This window comes from Streptomyces olivaceoviridis, from assembly GCF_014650115.1.
Taxonomy (GTDB): domain Bacteria; phylum Actinomycetota; class Actinomycetes; order Streptomycetales; family Streptomycetaceae; genus Streptomyces; species Streptomyces olivaceoviridis.
This window is the reverse complement of the sequence record NZ_BMUI01000005.1, coordinates 289,030-303,691: the sequence shown is the minus strand read 5'-3', so window position 1 is coordinate 303,691 and position 14,662 is coordinate 289,030. Positions and strand designations below refer to the sequence as shown.

13 protein-coding genes and 1 pseudogene are annotated in these 14,662 nt (G+C 75.2%); 8 read left to right on the top strand and 6 right to left on the bottom strand.

Annotated features, from left to right (window positions below):
* Positions 1–64 precede the first annotated feature (64 nt).
* Positions 65–1,603, top strand: coding sequence for a hypothetical protein (locus tag IE273_RS12605; RefSeq protein ID WP_189815355.1), 1,539 nt, complete (start codon positions 65–67; stop codon positions 1,601–1,603).
* A 158-nt stretch (positions 1,604–1,761) separates the two neighbouring features.
* Positions 1,762–2,709 (top strand): annotated as a pseudogene (locus tag IE273_RS12600) (molybdopterin dinucleotide binding domain-containing protein); the annotation flags it as partial.
* 284 nt (positions 2,710–2,993) lie between these two features.
* On the opposite strand, the gene IE273_RS12595 reads toward IE273_RS12600, so the two are convergent.
* The 3 genes from IE273_RS12595 to IE273_RS12585 form a co-directional block, all read right to left on the bottom strand.
* Positions 2,994–3,692: a class I mannose-6-phosphate isomerase gene (locus tag IE273_RS12595; protein ID WP_229887203.1), complete on the bottom strand. Its 699-nt coding sequence runs from the start codon at positions 3,690–3,692 to the stop codon at positions 2,994–2,996.
* A 303-nt stretch (positions 3,693–3,995) separates the two neighbouring features.
* The gene (locus IE273_RS12590) at positions 3,996–4,409 is read right to left on the bottom strand and encodes an SRPBCC family protein (RefSeq protein WP_189815206.1); all 414 of its coding nucleotides are present in this window, start codon (positions 4,407–4,409) and stop codon (positions 3,996–3,998) included.
* Positions 4,410–4,577: 168 nt separating this feature from the next.
* Complete coding sequence (locus tag IE273_RS12585) at positions 4,578–5,372, bottom strand: serine hydrolase (protein ID WP_189815205.1); 795 nt, start codon at positions 5,370–5,372, stop codon at positions 4,578–4,580.
* 211 nt (positions 5,373–5,583) lie between these two features.
* Here IE273_RS12585 and IE273_RS12580 point away from each other — a divergent pair, with 211 nt between their 5' ends.
* From IE273_RS12580 to IE273_RS12560, 5 genes are all read left to right on the top strand, one after another.
* Positions 5,584–6,666 carry a permease gene (locus IE273_RS12580; RefSeq protein WP_229887202.1) on the top strand — a complete coding sequence of 361 codons (1,083 nt, stop codon included), beginning with the start codon at positions 5,584–5,586 and terminating at the stop codon, positions 6,664–6,666.
* Entirely contained in the window at positions 6,663–7,400 is a 738-nt protein-coding gene (locus tag IE273_RS12575) for a TIGR03943 family putative permease subunit (RefSeq protein ID WP_189815204.1), read from the top strand. The genes IE273_RS12580 and IE273_RS12575 overlap by 4 nt, the downstream gene beginning before the upstream one ends.
* A gap of 189 nt (positions 7,401–7,589) precedes the next feature.
* Positions 7,590–8,192, top strand: a complete 603-nt coding sequence (locus IE273_RS12570; protein WP_189815203.1) for an Rv1733c family protein — start codon at positions 7,590–7,592, stop codon at positions 8,190–8,192.
* 172 nt (positions 8,193–8,364) lie between these two features.
* The gene (locus IE273_RS12565; protein WP_189815202.1) at positions 8,365–8,814 is read left to right on the top strand and encodes a peptidoglycan-binding domain-containing protein; all 450 of its coding nucleotides are present in this window, start codon (positions 8,365–8,367) and stop codon (positions 8,812–8,814) included.
* Between the two features lie 132 nt (positions 8,815–8,946).
* A complete protein-coding gene (locus tag IE273_RS12560) occupies positions 8,947–10,011 on the top strand; it encodes a YihY/virulence factor BrkB family protein (RefSeq protein WP_189815201.1) in 1,065 nt (354 codons plus the stop codon).
* Positions 10,012–10,033: 22 nt separating this feature from the next.
* Here IE273_RS12560 and IE273_RS12555 read toward each other — a convergent pair whose 3' ends face one another.
* Positions 10,034–10,783 (bottom strand): 3-oxoacyl-ACP reductase family protein, encoded by a 750-nt coding sequence (locus IE273_RS12555; protein WP_189815200.1) that lies wholly within the window; start codon positions 10,781–10,783, stop codon positions 10,034–10,036.
* Between the two features lie 151 nt (positions 10,784–10,934).
* Here IE273_RS12555 and IE273_RS12550 point away from each other — a divergent pair, with 151 nt between their 5' ends.
* Positions 10,935–12,212: a CPBP family intramembrane glutamic endopeptidase gene (locus IE273_RS12550; protein ID WP_189815199.1), complete on the top strand. Its 1,278-nt coding sequence runs from the start codon at positions 10,935–10,937 to the stop codon at positions 12,210–12,212.
* Between the two features lie 118 nt (positions 12,213–12,330).
* Here IE273_RS12550 and IE273_RS12545 read toward each other — a convergent pair whose 3' ends face one another.
* Both IE273_RS12545 and cpt read right to left on the bottom strand, forming a co-directional pair.
* A complete protein-coding gene (locus IE273_RS12545) occupies positions 12,331–14,073 on the bottom strand; it encodes an AfsR/SARP family transcriptional regulator (protein ID WP_189815198.1) in 1,743 nt (580 codons plus the stop codon).
* 19 nt (positions 14,074–14,092) lie between these two features.
* Positions 14,093–14,626: a chloramphenicol phosphotransferase CPT gene (cpt, locus tag IE273_RS12540; RefSeq protein ID WP_189815197.1), complete on the bottom strand. Its 534-nt coding sequence runs from the start codon at positions 14,624–14,626 to the stop codon at positions 14,093–14,095.
* Positions 14,627–14,662 lie beyond the last annotated feature (36 nt).

Here is a 14,662-nt window from a genome sequence, read left to right as displayed (position 1 = left end):
AGCCATCATGTCCGGAGGTCCGTACGGTCCGGGTCAGGGTTTCGGCGGGCCGCCGCTGCCGCCCATGCCGCCGGGTCCGCCACCCAGACCGGCGGCCCCGCCGCCCGCGCCGCCGGACGCCTGGCGGGCCATCGCGGTCGCCCTGCTCAACCTGAGCGGGCTGGGCCTCGGTTACGCGCTCCTGCGCCGCTGGGTGGCGATGGCCGTCTGCTGGGTCGCGACCGGCGTGCTCCTGATCGTCGCGCTCCCCGCCGACGCCGACGGTCTCCCCGGAGCCGTGCCCGCCGGCTACGCCGCCCTGCTGCTGGTGGCGGCGGTCCACGGCGCGATCGTTGGACTGCGCACCCGGCTCGCCCGGCCGGCCGGCGCGCCGCTCGCACTGCTGCTGGGCGTGGTGCTGCTCGCCGTACCGGCCGGCGGCGCCCTCTGGTACGAGGACGCCCACGACGAGGCCGTGGAGCAGGCGCTCCTCGGCCGCCTGGAGCGCGCCGACGACCTGGTGGCCGACAGCGGCCGTCGGTCCTTCGGCGCCGCGCGGCCCGACTACGGGACGGCCCTCGGGGTCTACCGCGACATCGCCGTGCACCACGCCGGTTCCCGTGCGGCCCGGCAGGTTCCCGACCGGCTGCGGACCTACTACACGACGGTCGGCGCGGCCTACGGCCACCGGGAGTACTGCGACGCCGTAGAGCCGCTGAAGTACCTCCGAACCGTCCCGGACACCATGCCGGAGGAACAGCTCGGCTCGCTGGCGCGGTGGCCCGACGACCGGCTCGCGACCGCCCTGTACGAGTGCGGCGCACAGCACCTGGCGAGCGGCGACACGGACTGGGTGAACCGCTTCGGCGACCTGCTCGACACCTTCCCGCGGTCCGGTGCGGCGGCCAAGGTGGTGCCCGCAGTCGACGCGGCGGTGGCGAAGACGGAGAAGGCCGTCGGCGGGGACGAACCCTGCGCGGCCGTCGAGAAGTTGCGCGACCTCGACACCCGGATCGCCGACCTGTCCAGGTCGGCCGGTGACACGGACGGCCGGCTGGTGAAGGCCGCGAGCCGGGCCGGCCGCAGCGGCGACGCCGGCGGGTACGCCTGCGGTGTCGACCAGTACCGGGACGGGGACTTCGCCGCGGCGCAGAAGACCATGGAGCAGTTCGCCGCCGGCCACAAGCACGACAAGAACCGCCCCCGCGCCCAGAAGATCGCCATAGCCGCCGAGGTCGCCCAGACCCTCCCGGCGGCCGGCAAGAAGCTGCCCACCCTGGCCTCCGGCGGCAGCATCTCCGTCACGGTCGAGAACGACAGCCCGGACGACATCACCGTCCTCTACACCGGCCCGGTCACCGGCAGCTTCACCCTCAAGGGCTGCGGCGGCTGCAAGGCGTACACGTTCGCCGACACGGCGTTCTCCACGTTCAAGCCCTGCAACGACAGCGGCCGGAACTACCCGCAGCGCACCATCAGCCTGCCCGTCGGCACCACGTACTTCGTGCACAAGCCCCACGGCGACAGCACCGCGACCCCGGCCTCGGACACCGCCAGGCTCCGGTCCGGCTACATCTACACGGAGTGCGCCTACTCGACCCAGCGGCTGGGCTCCGGGTACTGACCGGCGTGCCACACCCCGGGGCACGCCGCCGGGTTCGGGCACGACGACCACCTCCTGGTCCCGCGCCCCGGGCCCGCGTCCGCCCGTGACGGGCGAACGCGGGGGAGAGGCCGCCACGGCCGGGTACTCGCGCGACAGCCCGAGCATGACACCCGGAGGTGGGGACCGTGAGCGACGACGACCGCATCGGCGATCCCTGGGGTCCCCGGACCCCGTACGACCGAGGGACGCCCTGGCCGGTCCGCACCCACCTGCACCTCGCGCCCGGCCTCACCGAGGCGGACGTGGAGCGCTGGGTGCCGTCCGCCTCGGTGCTGCACTCCAACGGCGACGCCATGGACATCGCCGTACGGCACGGACGCGTCGTCGGCGTGCGCGGGCGCGCCACCGACCGGGTCAACCGCGGCCGGCTCGGGCCCAAGGACCTGTACGGCTGGCAGGCGAACGGCTCCCCGGACCGGCTGACCAGGCCGCTCGTCCGTGAGAACGGCCGGCTGGTGCCCTGCGACTGGGACACGGCCATGGGCCGGATCGCGTCCCGCAGCCGGAACCTGCTGGACGCGCGCGGTCCCGGCTCCGTCGGCTTCTACACCACCGGCCGGCTCTTCCTGGAGGAGCACCCGGACGGCAAAGCGGTCCTCAAGGCCGCCGCGTACCTGCCCCCGCACGAGGACACCTCCGCGGACTTCCCGCTCCAGCTCATCACCGGTCATACCGTCCACCACTTCCACACCCGCACCAAGACCGGGCGCGCACCCGAGCTGAACGCCGCCGCCCCCGACGTGTGGGCCGAACTCTCCGGTGCCGAGGCCGCCGGCCTGGACCTGCACGCCGGCGACCTGGTCGAGGTCGGCACCCCGCGCGGCGTCGTACGGGCCCGGCTGCGGATCACCCCGATGCGGGACGGCGTGGTGTTCGTGCCCTTCCACTACGGCTACTGGGGCACCCCGGGCGGACACCGCCCCGCCGGCGACGGCCCCGGACGCGCCGCCAACGAGGGCACCATCACCGCCTGGGACCCGGTGTCCGAACAGCCCCTGCTCAAGACCTGCGCGGCCCGCGTCACGCTCGTGGAACGCGGCGCGCCGACGGCGCACGCCCGCGCCGGCACCCCCTGGGGAGCGCCCGGTGAACGCCCTCGGCCTCACCCTGCGCACCCTGCACGACGGCGAACGGCACCTGGAGAAGGCCCTCATGGCCGCCGCCGAGCGGCACCGCACCGAGCACGAGATCCACCATGTGGCCACCGACCTGGCCCGCTGGTCGCACGAGCACAGCGCCCGCCTGGCCGACACGAGCGCCGGGCACGAGCCGTGCTCAGAGCCCCTCGCCGAGGGCGGCGATCACGGCCGGGCCGTGGCCGGCGGCCGTCAGCGGGGCCCGGATGTCGTCATCGAGGTCGGGGACGTAGCCGAACAGGACGTCGGCGGGCCCGCTCACCCGTACCTCCCCGAGCGCGGCCGGCAGCAGCAGGGTCCGCGCCCGGCCGAGCCGGCCGGTCCAGCCGCCGCAGGTGACGGTCACCGGGGCGCCGGCGTTGCTGAGGACCTGCGCCGTCGCGAGCGTACGGGCGAGGGGGGGCGGTGCTGCCGGCCGTCCAGCGTTCCAGCGCGAAGTACGGCCCCGCGCACGGCACCGTGCGCACCACCGAGTCGTCGACCGGCACGCTCAGCCCCGGCTGGAACCGCGGCCGGGGCTCCGGCCGCCACTCGTCCAGCAGCCGCTCGATGTTCGCCTCCCGCTCCCGCTCGGCCAGCGGCGAGCCGTCCTCCATCCCCCAGGGCATGGCGTGCTGCTGGATGTCGGAGGTCTGCTCGATCTCGTACACCAGGGTGCCCGGCCCGAAACTGTGCAGGGTCCCGCCCGGTACGTACACGGTCTGCCCGGCGCGCACCGGCAGGCGGCGCATCACCGCGTCGAAGTCCTGCGCGAGCAGCGCCCGGCGCAACCGCTGCCGGTCCACCCCGGGCCGCACGCCGACCAGGGCGGTGGCGCCGGGTACGGCGTCCAGCACGTGCCACGCCTCGGTCTTGCCGTTCGGCTCGCCCTCCAGACGGCGGGCGGTGGCGTCGTCGGCGTGCAGGTGCACGGGCAGCGCGCGCGTTCCGTCGATGAACTTGGTGAGCAGGGGGAACGCGGTCCGTGCGGGCGGTCGCCCAGCAGGCCGCCGGGGTCCTTCGCCATCAGCTCCCGCAGCGACCGCCCCGCCGCCGGGCCCTCGGTCACCACGGCGCCCTCCCCGTCGACGTCGCTGACCTCCCAGGTCTCGGCGACCGGGCCGTACGGCAGCCTCGTCCGGCCCTGCCGGTCGGCCAGGGCCCGGCCGCCGAAGACATGCTGTTCGACGGGCGTGCCGAGGCGCAGCGGGGACCAGCCCACCGGGGGCGTCATGTCAGCCGGCCGCGTTGTCGACCCGCATCCGCACCTGTTCCTCCAGCCGGCGCAGGCTGCCGTCCAGGGCGTCGCTCACCGCCCGTTCGCCCGGGTCGTGACCCTCCTCGAAGAAGGACAGGTGCACGGTCACCTCGCTGGCTCCGCTGCCGATGCCGGCCACCTGGAGCCAGCCCGCGTAGGCGCCCTGCTCGCGCGTGCCCCACTCCAGGCGCATCTGGTCCGGCTCGGACCGCAGCAGGGCGGGCGTGTCCTCGCCGGAGCGGTCCTCGTGGACGGTCACGGCGGGCGGATCCTGGACGTCCACGTGCAGCTCGCCCGGGAGCCAGGCATCGAGCTGGGCGGTGTTCGCCGCCTGGTCGAAGACCTGCTCGGGCTGCGCGGGCATCGTGCGGGAACGTTCGTACTCGGCCATCGTGGTCTCGCCTCTCCGGTCGGAAGCAGTTCCCCGACCGCGTGCCCCTTCCACGGCGACCGAAAAGCCCCGGCGGCACCTTGCTCCGCCGGCGCCCGGCTGATCACAGGCCAAGGGCGACGGCCGCGCCCTGGGCCCGGGGGGTGTGACCGCCGTGCGGGGGACCGCTCACCCCACGGCCGCGCGTGCCGTCCGCTCCACCAGGGACACGCCGTCGCTCATGGAGGCGCTGCCGTCCGACAGCACCGCGACGAGGTACCGGTGCCCCTTGACGGTGATCCGGCCGACGCTGTTGACGTCCCACAGGCCCGTCGTGTCGCGCTGGAGCCAGCCGTTCTTCAGGGTCTTCCCGGAGCCCTCGGCGCCGGCCGCCGGGACGCCCCAGGTCTGCTCGGGCACGACCCGGCTCATCAGGGCGCGGATGTAGGCGCGGGAGTCCGCGTCGAGTCCGCCGGAGCCCGCGTGGACCGTTCCGCCGGTGCCGAACACGGCCCGCAGCAGCCGTATCTGGTCGCGCGCGGTCGTCCGGGTCAGGCCCCACTTGGCGCCGGGCCCGCCCGTCGTCGAGGTCAGGCCCAGGCGCTTGTTGGCCGCCGCCAGCCCGGGGGCCCGGCCGATCTGCCGCCACAGGGCGTTGGCCGCCGCGTTGTCACTGCGCCGGATCATCGGCTCGGCGCGCTCCCGTTCCCGCGCGGTGAGCCCCCGCCCGGCGTCCTGTGCCTGGAGCAGCAGCGCCGCGAGGATGTCGACCTTGACGATGCTGGCGGTGTCGTACGCCCTGTCCTCGCCGCGGACCACGGGTGTGGGGTCGGTGCCGTCCAGGTCGAGCACGGCCGCCGTGGCCTGTGCCGAGGCGGCCGCGGCCGGAGTGGGGTGCAGGAGCCCGGTGGCGAGGAGGGCGGTCGCCGAGGCCACGAGGGCGCAGGCCTTGGCGCGTGCTGTGCGGGAGAGGCGGGACGACATGGGTCACGAACGTAGACAACCGTGGCGCCCGGCGACGTGGCGCCCGTCACCTCAGGCCCCGTTCGGCCCGAAATGTGAGAAGAGCCACCGAGGGGACGCGCCGTTCCGACCGGGTCGCTTCGGCAGCGGCGCGTACGCGCGGCGGCGTGTACGCGCGGCCGGGCCGTGCTCGTCGCTTATCGTCGGCCAGACACCGACATCCGGAGTGAAAATGGACAAAGCGGATGAGCTGGTTGGTGTGACGGAGGGCGTGGCGGCCGTGCCCCACCCCGATCCGCCCGTGCGCCGCATCCGGCCGTGGCCACCGGGCGCCCGCCCGAGACCCTGGCCGCCCGGCGCCGTCCCCCGGCCGTGGCCCCTCGGTGCCGCCCTCACCGTCGCGGCCGTGCTCCTCCTGGTCGGCACGCCGTGGCTGAACCACCCCGCCGTCCAGGCCTGGCGCACCGTCTGCCTGGCCATCACCGTCCAGGCGCTCCCCTTCCTGCTCCTCGGCACCGCCCTGTCCGGCGCCATCAACGCCTTCGTGCCGGCCGACCTGTTCACCCGGGTGCTGCCGAAGCGGCCGGCCCTCGCCGTCCCGGTCGCCGGCGTCGCCGGCGCGGTCCTGCCGGGCTGCGAGTGCGCCTCCGTGCCCGTCGCGAGCAGCCTGATCCGCCGGGGCGTGACCCCGGCCGCCGCCTTCGCCTTCCTGCTCTCCGCGCCCGCGATCAACCCCGTCGTCCTCACGGCCACCGCCGTCGCCTTCCCGGGCGACCCCGCGATGGTCGCCGCCCGGCTGCTCGCCTCCCTCGCCACGGCGGCCGTCATGGGCTGGCTGTGGCTCTGGCTCGGCAAGGAGACGTGGCTGCGCCCGCTCCCGCGCCACCGGCACAGCGGCCACCGGCACGGCCACAGTCGCCGGACCGAGTTCCGGCTCGGCTTCCAGCACGACTTCCTGCACGCCGGCGGCTTCCTAGTCGTCGGCGCCATGGCCGCCGCCACCTTCGACGTCACCGTGCCGGGCTCCGTCCTCGACGCCTTCTCCGGCTCGCCCTGGCTCTCGGTGCTCTTCCTGGCCGTCCTCGCCGTACTGCTGGCCGTCTGCTCGGAGGCCGACGCATTCGTCGCGGCCTCGCTCACCGGCTTCTCGCCGACCGCCCGGCTCGCGTTCCTGGTGGTCGGTCCGATGGTCGACCTGAAGTTGATCGCGCTTCAGGCGGGCACCTTCGGCCGCGCCTTCGCCTGGCGGTTCTCCACGGCGACCACCGTCGTGGCCGTCACCGCGAGCGTCCTGATCTCAGGGGCACTGCTGTGAAACGCCCCCTCCAGGCCCTGCTCCTGGCGCTGACCGGCACCGGACTGCTGCACACGGCCCTCCTCACCGACACCTACCTGCGCTACGTCAAGGCCGGACTGCGCCCGGCACTGATCGTGTCCGGCGCCGTCCTGCTGCTGCTCGGCCTGGCGGCAGCGATCACCCGGGACCGGCGGCACACGGCCGACGACACCGGGCACGGCCACGACCACAGCGGCACCCCGCGCGTCGCCTGGCTGCTGTTCCTCCCCGCGCTCAGCCTGCTCCTCCACCCCCCGCCCGCGCTCGGCGCGTACACCGCGGCCCGCGCCGACACCAAGCCCGTCGCCGTGCAGAAGGGGTTCGCGCCGCTGCCCGCGACCTCGCCGCTGCCGCTGACCCTGACCGACTTCACCAAGCGGGTCCAGCAGGACCGCGGCCGGGCCGTCGAGCACCGCACCGTCCGGCTGACCGGATTCGTCACCCCGGCCGGCGGGGGCGACGGCTGGTACCTGACCCGGATCGTCTTCTCCTGCTGCGCGGCGGACTCACAGACGGTCAAGGTGCGCGTCTACGGCAGCGGGGCACCGCCCGCCGACACCTGGCTGGAGGTGACCGGAACCTGGCACCCGCACGGCACCCTCGGCACCAGGACGGCGGAGGCGGCGCTCGACGCCAGGGGCGTCCGACCCGTCGCCCCGCCGGTGAACGCCTACACCGACGACCTGCCGCTCAGGCCCTCCCAGGAGGGCTGAGGGCCGCCGGTCGGGCGGCGCGGTGGGCCGGGGCGCGCCCGATCCGGAAGAGAGGCCCGGCCCGCGGCGGACGACCGGCCGGGAGAGGTGCAGGATGGTGTCATGACCCTCGCTCGGGCGACCGGGTCCGGGAGACCGCGGGGGCCGCTGCGGGTTCCGGCCGCCGGTGGGCGCAAGGAGGCGGTGACGATGACACGGACACCTCCCACGACGGTCACCCGGGTACGGCTGTGGCGGTGGCGGCGCAACCCGCTGCGGCGGCACAGCGATGTCGTCGAGGCATGGATCGTCCTCGCCGGCTGGGTGCTGGCCCTGGTCGTCGGGGTCGTCGCGGGCCTGTGGGCGGCCCAGGTCTCCGAGTCCGCGTTCGCGGCACGGCTGACCCACGTGCACCCGGTGTCCGCGGTGCTCACCGACGACGCGGCGCGAACCCCCGACGCCGGCAGCGGCTACGACGACGGACGGGTCTGGGCCGCCGTGCGCTGGACGGACCAGGACGGTTCGGCGCACACCGACCGGGCGAAGGTCTTCCCGGGCGCCCCGGCCGGTACCCGGGTGACGGTGTGGACGAACCAGGCGGACCGGGTCGTGTCCGCCCCCGTCACCGGAGTGGCGGCCGACCTCCAGTCGGCGCTCACCGGCGTCCTCGTCGCCCCGGCGGCCGGCGCGCTGGTCTGGGGCGCCGGCCGGCTGGTCCGGGGCCGGCTCATCCGGCGGCGCCTGGCCGAGTGGGACGAGGAGTGGAGGCAGATCGGACCCCGGTGGGGGAACCTCAGCGGCGGGCGGGGCTGACGGGCCCGCGACCGGCGCGCGCCCCTTGCGCCTACCACGGGGGTTGTACACCGGTCCGGCCCTACCGCGGCCGTTGGAGCCGGGCGTCAACTCCCGGGTTGGCGACGTGCGGCCCCCCGGCACGTAGCTTGTGTGCCGTGCCGAGAGGCACTCGTCAACCAGGGGGAAACACATGCGGACGAACATCTTCACCAGGACCTTCCTCGCCACCGCGACCACGGTGGCGCTGGCCGCGGGCAGCCTCGCCGCCGCGGGCACGAGCTTCGCGGCGCCCGCGACGGTCCATCCGGCGGCGGCCACCGAGGCCGTCACTCCGCAGGCCGTGACCAACCTCGGCCTGAACGCCACCGAGGCGAAGAAGGTCCAGCGCTGGCTGAAGACGTACTGGAACTACCGGAACTCCATCGACGGCAAGCTCGGCACCAACAGCTGGAAGGCCTTCCAGCGCTGCCTGAAGAAGTACTGGGGCTACACCGGCCCGATCGACGGCGTCGTCGGCAAGGGCACGATCAAGGCGCTCCAGCGGCTCCTGAAGGACAGCTACGGCTACCGCGGCCCCATCGACGGCATCGCCGGCTCCGGCACCAAGGCCGCGTTCAAGCGGTTCGCCAACGCGCACTGAGCCCCGGCACGGCGGCTCGCCCGCACGCCCTCCGCCCCGCCGCCGGGCGGAGGGCACCGGGTGGGGGAGGCCCCGGGGCCTCGACGGGTGAACCGGGGGCGTGATCACGCCCCGTGGGGTTACCCGACGGACATGGCGAAGCTGCACGTACCAGGGCGGCACCACAAGCAGGCCGCCGACGAGACCCCGGAGACGCGGATCCCCGCGCCGGACGAGGCCGGACCCGACGAGGACGTCGAGCGCAGGGCGCCGGACACCCCGGTGAAACTGCCCCGGCGCGCATGGCCGGCGGTGTTCAAGGGCTCGCTGCGCGAGTTCCGCGACGACGAGCTCACCGACCGGGCCGCGGCGCTCACCTACTACGCCGTCCTGTCCCTGTTCCCGGCCCTGCTGGTGCTGGTCTCCCTGCTGGCCGTCGCCGGCCGGTCGGTCACGGACAAGGTTCTGGCCAACCTGCGGAACCTCGCCCCCGGTCCCGCCCGCGACATCATCACCCGGGCGGTTCAGCAGCTCCAGAACGGCACCGGAACCGGCTCCCTCGTGGCCGTCCTCGGCCTCGTGCTGGCCGTGTGGTCGGCCTCCGGCTACGTGGCCGCGTTCATCCGCGCCGCCAACGCCGTCTACGACATGCCCGAGGGCCGCCCGGTGTGGAAGCTCCTCCCCGTGCGCGTCGGCGTCACCGTGGTCCTGATGGTCCTCGCCGTGGCCAGCGCGCTCATCGTGGTCTTCACCGGCGGCCTGGCCCGCCGGGCCGGGGACGCGCTCGGGCTCGGCGACACGGCGCTGACCGCGTGGTCCATCGCCAAGTGGCCCGTGCTGGTCCTGCTCGTCACCGTGATGATCGCCATCCTGTACTGGGCGACCCCGAACGCCAAGGTCAAAGGGTTCCGGTGGATCACCCCCGGCAGCGTCCTCGCCCTGCTGATCTGGATGGCCGCCTCCGCCGGCTTCGCGTTCTACGTCGCCAACTTCGCCTCCTACAACAAGACCTACGGCACCATGGCCGGCGTCATCGTCTTCCTGGTCTGGCTGTGGATCACCAACCTGGCCGTCCTGCTGGGGCTGGAGTTCGACGCGGAGACCGTACGGCAGCGGGCCATCGCCGGTGGCCACCCGCCCCGGGCCGCGCCGTACACCCAGCCCCGCGACACCAGGAAGTGGGACGAGGAGGACGTACGCCGCCTGGACGAGACCTGACGCGCCCGCCCTCCCCGCTCCGTCACGCCGCGTACCCGCCGTCCACCGAGAACTCCGCGCCCGTCACGTACGCCGCGTCCGGCCCCGCCAGGAACGCCACCATGGACGCGACCTCCTCGGCCGTACCGAACCGGCCGAGGGCGGTCACGGCCGCCTGACCGGACGCGTACGGGCCGTCCGCGGGGTTCATGTCCGTGTCCGTCGGCCCGGGGTGCACCACGTTCGCCGTGATCCCGCGCCCGGCCAACTCCCGCGCCAGAGCCTTCGTCAGCCCCACCACGGCGGACTTGCTCATCGCGTACAGCGTGGCCCCCGGACCCGGCACCCGCGCGGTGACACAACTGCCGACCGTGATGATCCGCCCGCCGTCGCCCATCACCGCGGCGGCGGACCGGGCGGCCAGGAACACCCCGCGCACGTTCACCGCGAGGAGCCGGTCGACATCGGCGAGGGACAGGCTCTCCAGCGGCCCCATCATCCCGACGGCCGCGTTGCCCACCAGCACGTCCAGCCCGCCCAGTTCCTCCGCCGCGCGCCGCACCGCGTCCGCCGTCTGCGCCGCGTCCGCCGAGTCCGCGCGCAGGGCCACCGCCCGCCGCCCCAGCGCCTCGATGTCCCGCACGACCTCCTCGGCCGCGTCCTTGCCCCGCACATAGGTCACGGCCACGTCCGCGCCCTCCCGCGCCAGTCGCCGTGCCGTCGCCGCGCCGATGCCCCGGCTGCCACCGGTGACCAGTGCCGTCCTGCCCCGCAGATCCGCTTGTGAAGTCATGTGCCCATCCCAGCCGACGGCCCGGGGGAGCACCGGCGGCGAACGGACATCGACCTCGGCGGTGCGGTGTGCGGTCGGCCCTGCCGGACGCAGAAGCCGGTCCTGCCGCGAGCCGATGGCGCGTTCCGGTGTCTTTGGGCAGGCTGACGCCATGACACAGTCACAGCCCCTGCTGTTGCCCCCCGCGCAGGCACAGTTCACCGAGCAGCTCCCCTACCACCGCCTGGCCCGCCTCTCACCGCGCTACCGGTGGTGGCGCCCCCTGCTCGGGACCCTGGTCGTGGCCGTGGCGTACATGATCACCGTGGTCGTCCTCATGCTCCTCGTCGCGGCCCTGGGCTCGGGCCTGGGCTACCCCCAGGACGACGACGGCTGGCCGGAGTTCGGCCCCGTCTCCGAGACCGCCGTCGACCTGCTCTGCATCGCGGTCGGCATACCCGTCCTGCTGCTGGTCGTGCGCTGGATCGGACGGCGCCCCGCCGGCACGGTGTCCTCCGTGACCGGCCGGCTGAGATGGCGCTGGCTGCTGCTGTGCGTGCTGACCGCCCTACCGATCGTGGGCCTCGCGATGGGCTGTCTGTTCCTGCTCCCCGCAGACGGCGAGCCGGACAGCCAGTGGGTGGGATGGCCGGCCTTCGGACGGGCCCTGGTCATGCTGGTGCTGCTGGTGCCGGTGCAGGCCGCCGCCGAGGAGTACGTGTTCCGCGGCTGGCTGACGCAGACCGCCGGGGCGTTCCTGCGCTCGCCGTGGGCCGCGCTCGTGCCCCAGGCGTTCCTGTTCGCCGCCGCCCACGGCTGGGGCACGCCCTGGGGCTTCGCCGACCTCGTGGTGTTCGGCGTGGCCGCGGGCTGGCTGACCTGGCGCACCGGCGGACTGGAGGCGTCCATCGCCCTGCACACCGTCAACAACCTGTTCGCCTTCGGCGTCTCGGCCGCCGTCGTGGACGGGCTCACCAGCGACGAGACCGCCGCCGACGCGAGTTGGCAGCTCGTCGTGCTCGACGTGCTGAGCATCGCGCTGTACACGGCGGCCGTGGCGTGGTGGCTGCGCCGCCGCCGACTGGACCGCACGGCTCCGGCACCCCAGCCACCGGCTCTCCCGCCGGGCTACCCGTACGGCAACGGTGTTCCGGTGCCGCGGCAGTGGACGGGGCAGCCGGGATGGGGTCCGGGGGTGGTGGCTGCTCCGCCGTGGGCGGGGCAGCCGGGGCCGGGCGCGGGGGGCGTCGGGCCGTGGGCGGGGCAGCCGGGGCCCGGTGCGGTCGGTGCCGGGCCCTGGGCCGGTCAGGGCGGACCGGGTGCGGGCGTTCCCCTGACCGCACCGGACGGGACCGTCCCGCCGCCACCCCCGGCCGGTCGACCTGAGACCGGTACGGACCTTCCGCCCACCCCTCCGGGCGCCGGGGGAGACGGCACGGACCGTACGTAGGCCGCGGCCGGCTCGCGCACGCCGCCGGCCCCCGGCTCAGGCGGTGTGCGGGGCCGAAGCCGTGGATGATGGCCCGGGGTGGGGCGCGCGTCGACCCCGGCCCTTGGGTGTGCCCTTCTCAGGGCTCCGCGTCCTCGGCGAGGTCGGCGGCCAGGGCCGCCAGCGGGAAGTCCCTGCGGCTCGCCGCACGTGCGGCCACGAGGGCCAGCGCGGAGGGCAGCCGGCCGCACCGGCGGACGATCTCCCTCACGGCCTCCGGTTCGGCGGCCGGCCGCGCGGCACCGATCCGCCGGGCGAGCAGGTCACGGGCGTCCGCCTCGGAGGGCAGACCCAGGTGCAACGTGCGCAGGCCCCCGGTGGTCTGCTCCCGGGACCCGGACAGCCCGAGCCGTCCCGCCGGCCCGGCGGGTTCGGCCACCGGCCCCGGTCCGATCGGCCCGCCCCGGCTCGTGACCACCGTCAGGCAGCCCGGCACCTCGGGCAGCAACGGGCGGAGCTGTGCGAGGCAGACGGCGTCGTCCAGCAGGACGAGCAGTCGGCGTCCCGCCAGCGCACCGCGGTACCGCGCGGCGAGGGCGGTCACGCCCGCGGGCATGTTCCGCGTGGACACGCCGAGGGCCCCGAGCAGCCGGCGCAGTGCCTCGGCCGGCTCCGGAGCGGCCTGGTGGGGAGCCGATCCGCCCAGCTCCAGGTGGAGCTGACCGTCCGGGAAGCGTTCGGCGACCCGGTGCGCCCAGTGCACCGCCAGCGCGGTCTTGCCGACACCGGCCGGACCGCTGATCAGCACACCCGACGCGGGGCAGGCGCCGGTCGAGGGGGCCGACGCGGCCGGTACGGGCTTCCCGCCGATCCAGATGACCAGCGCGTCCGGCACGGCTTCCGCGCCGCGGAGGGCATCCGGCGTCACCCGCAATGTCCCCGCGGTCTCCCCTTCCAACAGCGCGTCCAGCGCCGTCAGTTCGCGGTTGCGGCCCGTGAAGACAGGAAGGTCCGGGGGGAGTTGGGCCGGGCGGATGAAGGGGCGTGCGGGGTCCGCCGGGGCGGTGGGGAGCCGGTGCCGGGCGGGGCGTATCTGCTGGCGCAGGACGCGGGCCTGGGCCGCGGCCAGTTCGGCGCCGGGAGCCACCCCCAGCTGTGCGGCGAGGTCGCGGCGCGCGTCCTCGTAGGTGGCCAGCGCCTCCGCCTGGAGCCCGCACGCCGCCAGGGACAGGATCAGGCGGGCCAGCAGCGGCTCGTCGAGCGGGTTCAGCGCGACGGCCCGGCGCACGCTCGGCAGCACCTGATCCGCGCGCCCGCACAGCAGCGCGGCGTCCGCCGCCATCCGCGCCGTGCGGAGGATCTCCCGGTCCACGGCCGCGAAGTGCGGGTGCGCGCGCACCGGTCCCGGCAGATCGGCCGCCACCGGGCCGCGCCACAGCCGCAGGGCCCCGGCGAAGTGCCGTACCGCCTGCTCGGGGCGCGCGGTGGCGGCGGCCCGCACGCCCCGCCGGCTGAAGGCGCGGAAGCGCGGCAGGTCGGCCTCGTCGGCCGCCGCCTCCAGCAGATAGCCGCCGGTACGGCCCAGCAGGCGCCGCCCGGATGCGCGCGGGGGCAGTCCGGGCTCCAGCAGTCTGCGCAGCGTGCCGACGTGGCGCCGTACCGCGTTCGGCGCGTCGGCGGGCGGCCGGCCCGGCCAGAGGACGTCGACGATCGTGCTCATCCGCACGGGCCGGCCCGGCCACACCAGGAGCACGCCGAGCAGGGCCCGCGCCTGCGGATACCCGAGATCCAGCTCGCTCCCCGCGCGCAGCACCCGCAGCGGGCCGAGCACCTCGAACCGCAGCACCTCGGACCGTGCCACGTCGCCGAGCCCGTCGGGCACGCGGACCCCCCCGTCGCCGTCAGCCGACGCGGGCCGCGATGGTCCGCGCGCACATCAGGGACTCGGTGTGGGTGGTGTCCACCTCCAGGTCGTACGACACCCCGTCGTGCACCACCTCGGCCTGGGCCGCCGCCATGCCCCGGGTCCGGTCTCCCCGCGCGATCTCCCGTGCCGTGGCGACCTCAGCGTCGCACCGCACCCCCACCCACAGGACGTCCAGTCCGGCGAGGGCCTTCCGCCACCGCTGCTGGGAGGCCGCTCCGCCGAGGAAGACGTCGTCCACGACGATCCGGGCGCCCGCGCGGGCCGTCGCCGCGACCCCCTCCATCCAGGCGGCCTCCAGCGCCCGGAAACCCGCACCGACCTCGACCCCGCCGTCCTCGGCGAACTCGATCCCGCCGTCGGCTCCTTGGAGTCCCGGGGGCAGCGCGTCGACCAGCGAGTCGATGCCGAACACCAGCCAGGGGTCGGGCAGTACGGCTTGCAGGCACCGTCCGATGCCGGACTTCCCCGCGCTGGAACCACCGTTGAGAAGGATCACCTGAGTTGTCACCGTGCCACCCTACGGAGCCGTCCGGCCATGCGGCCA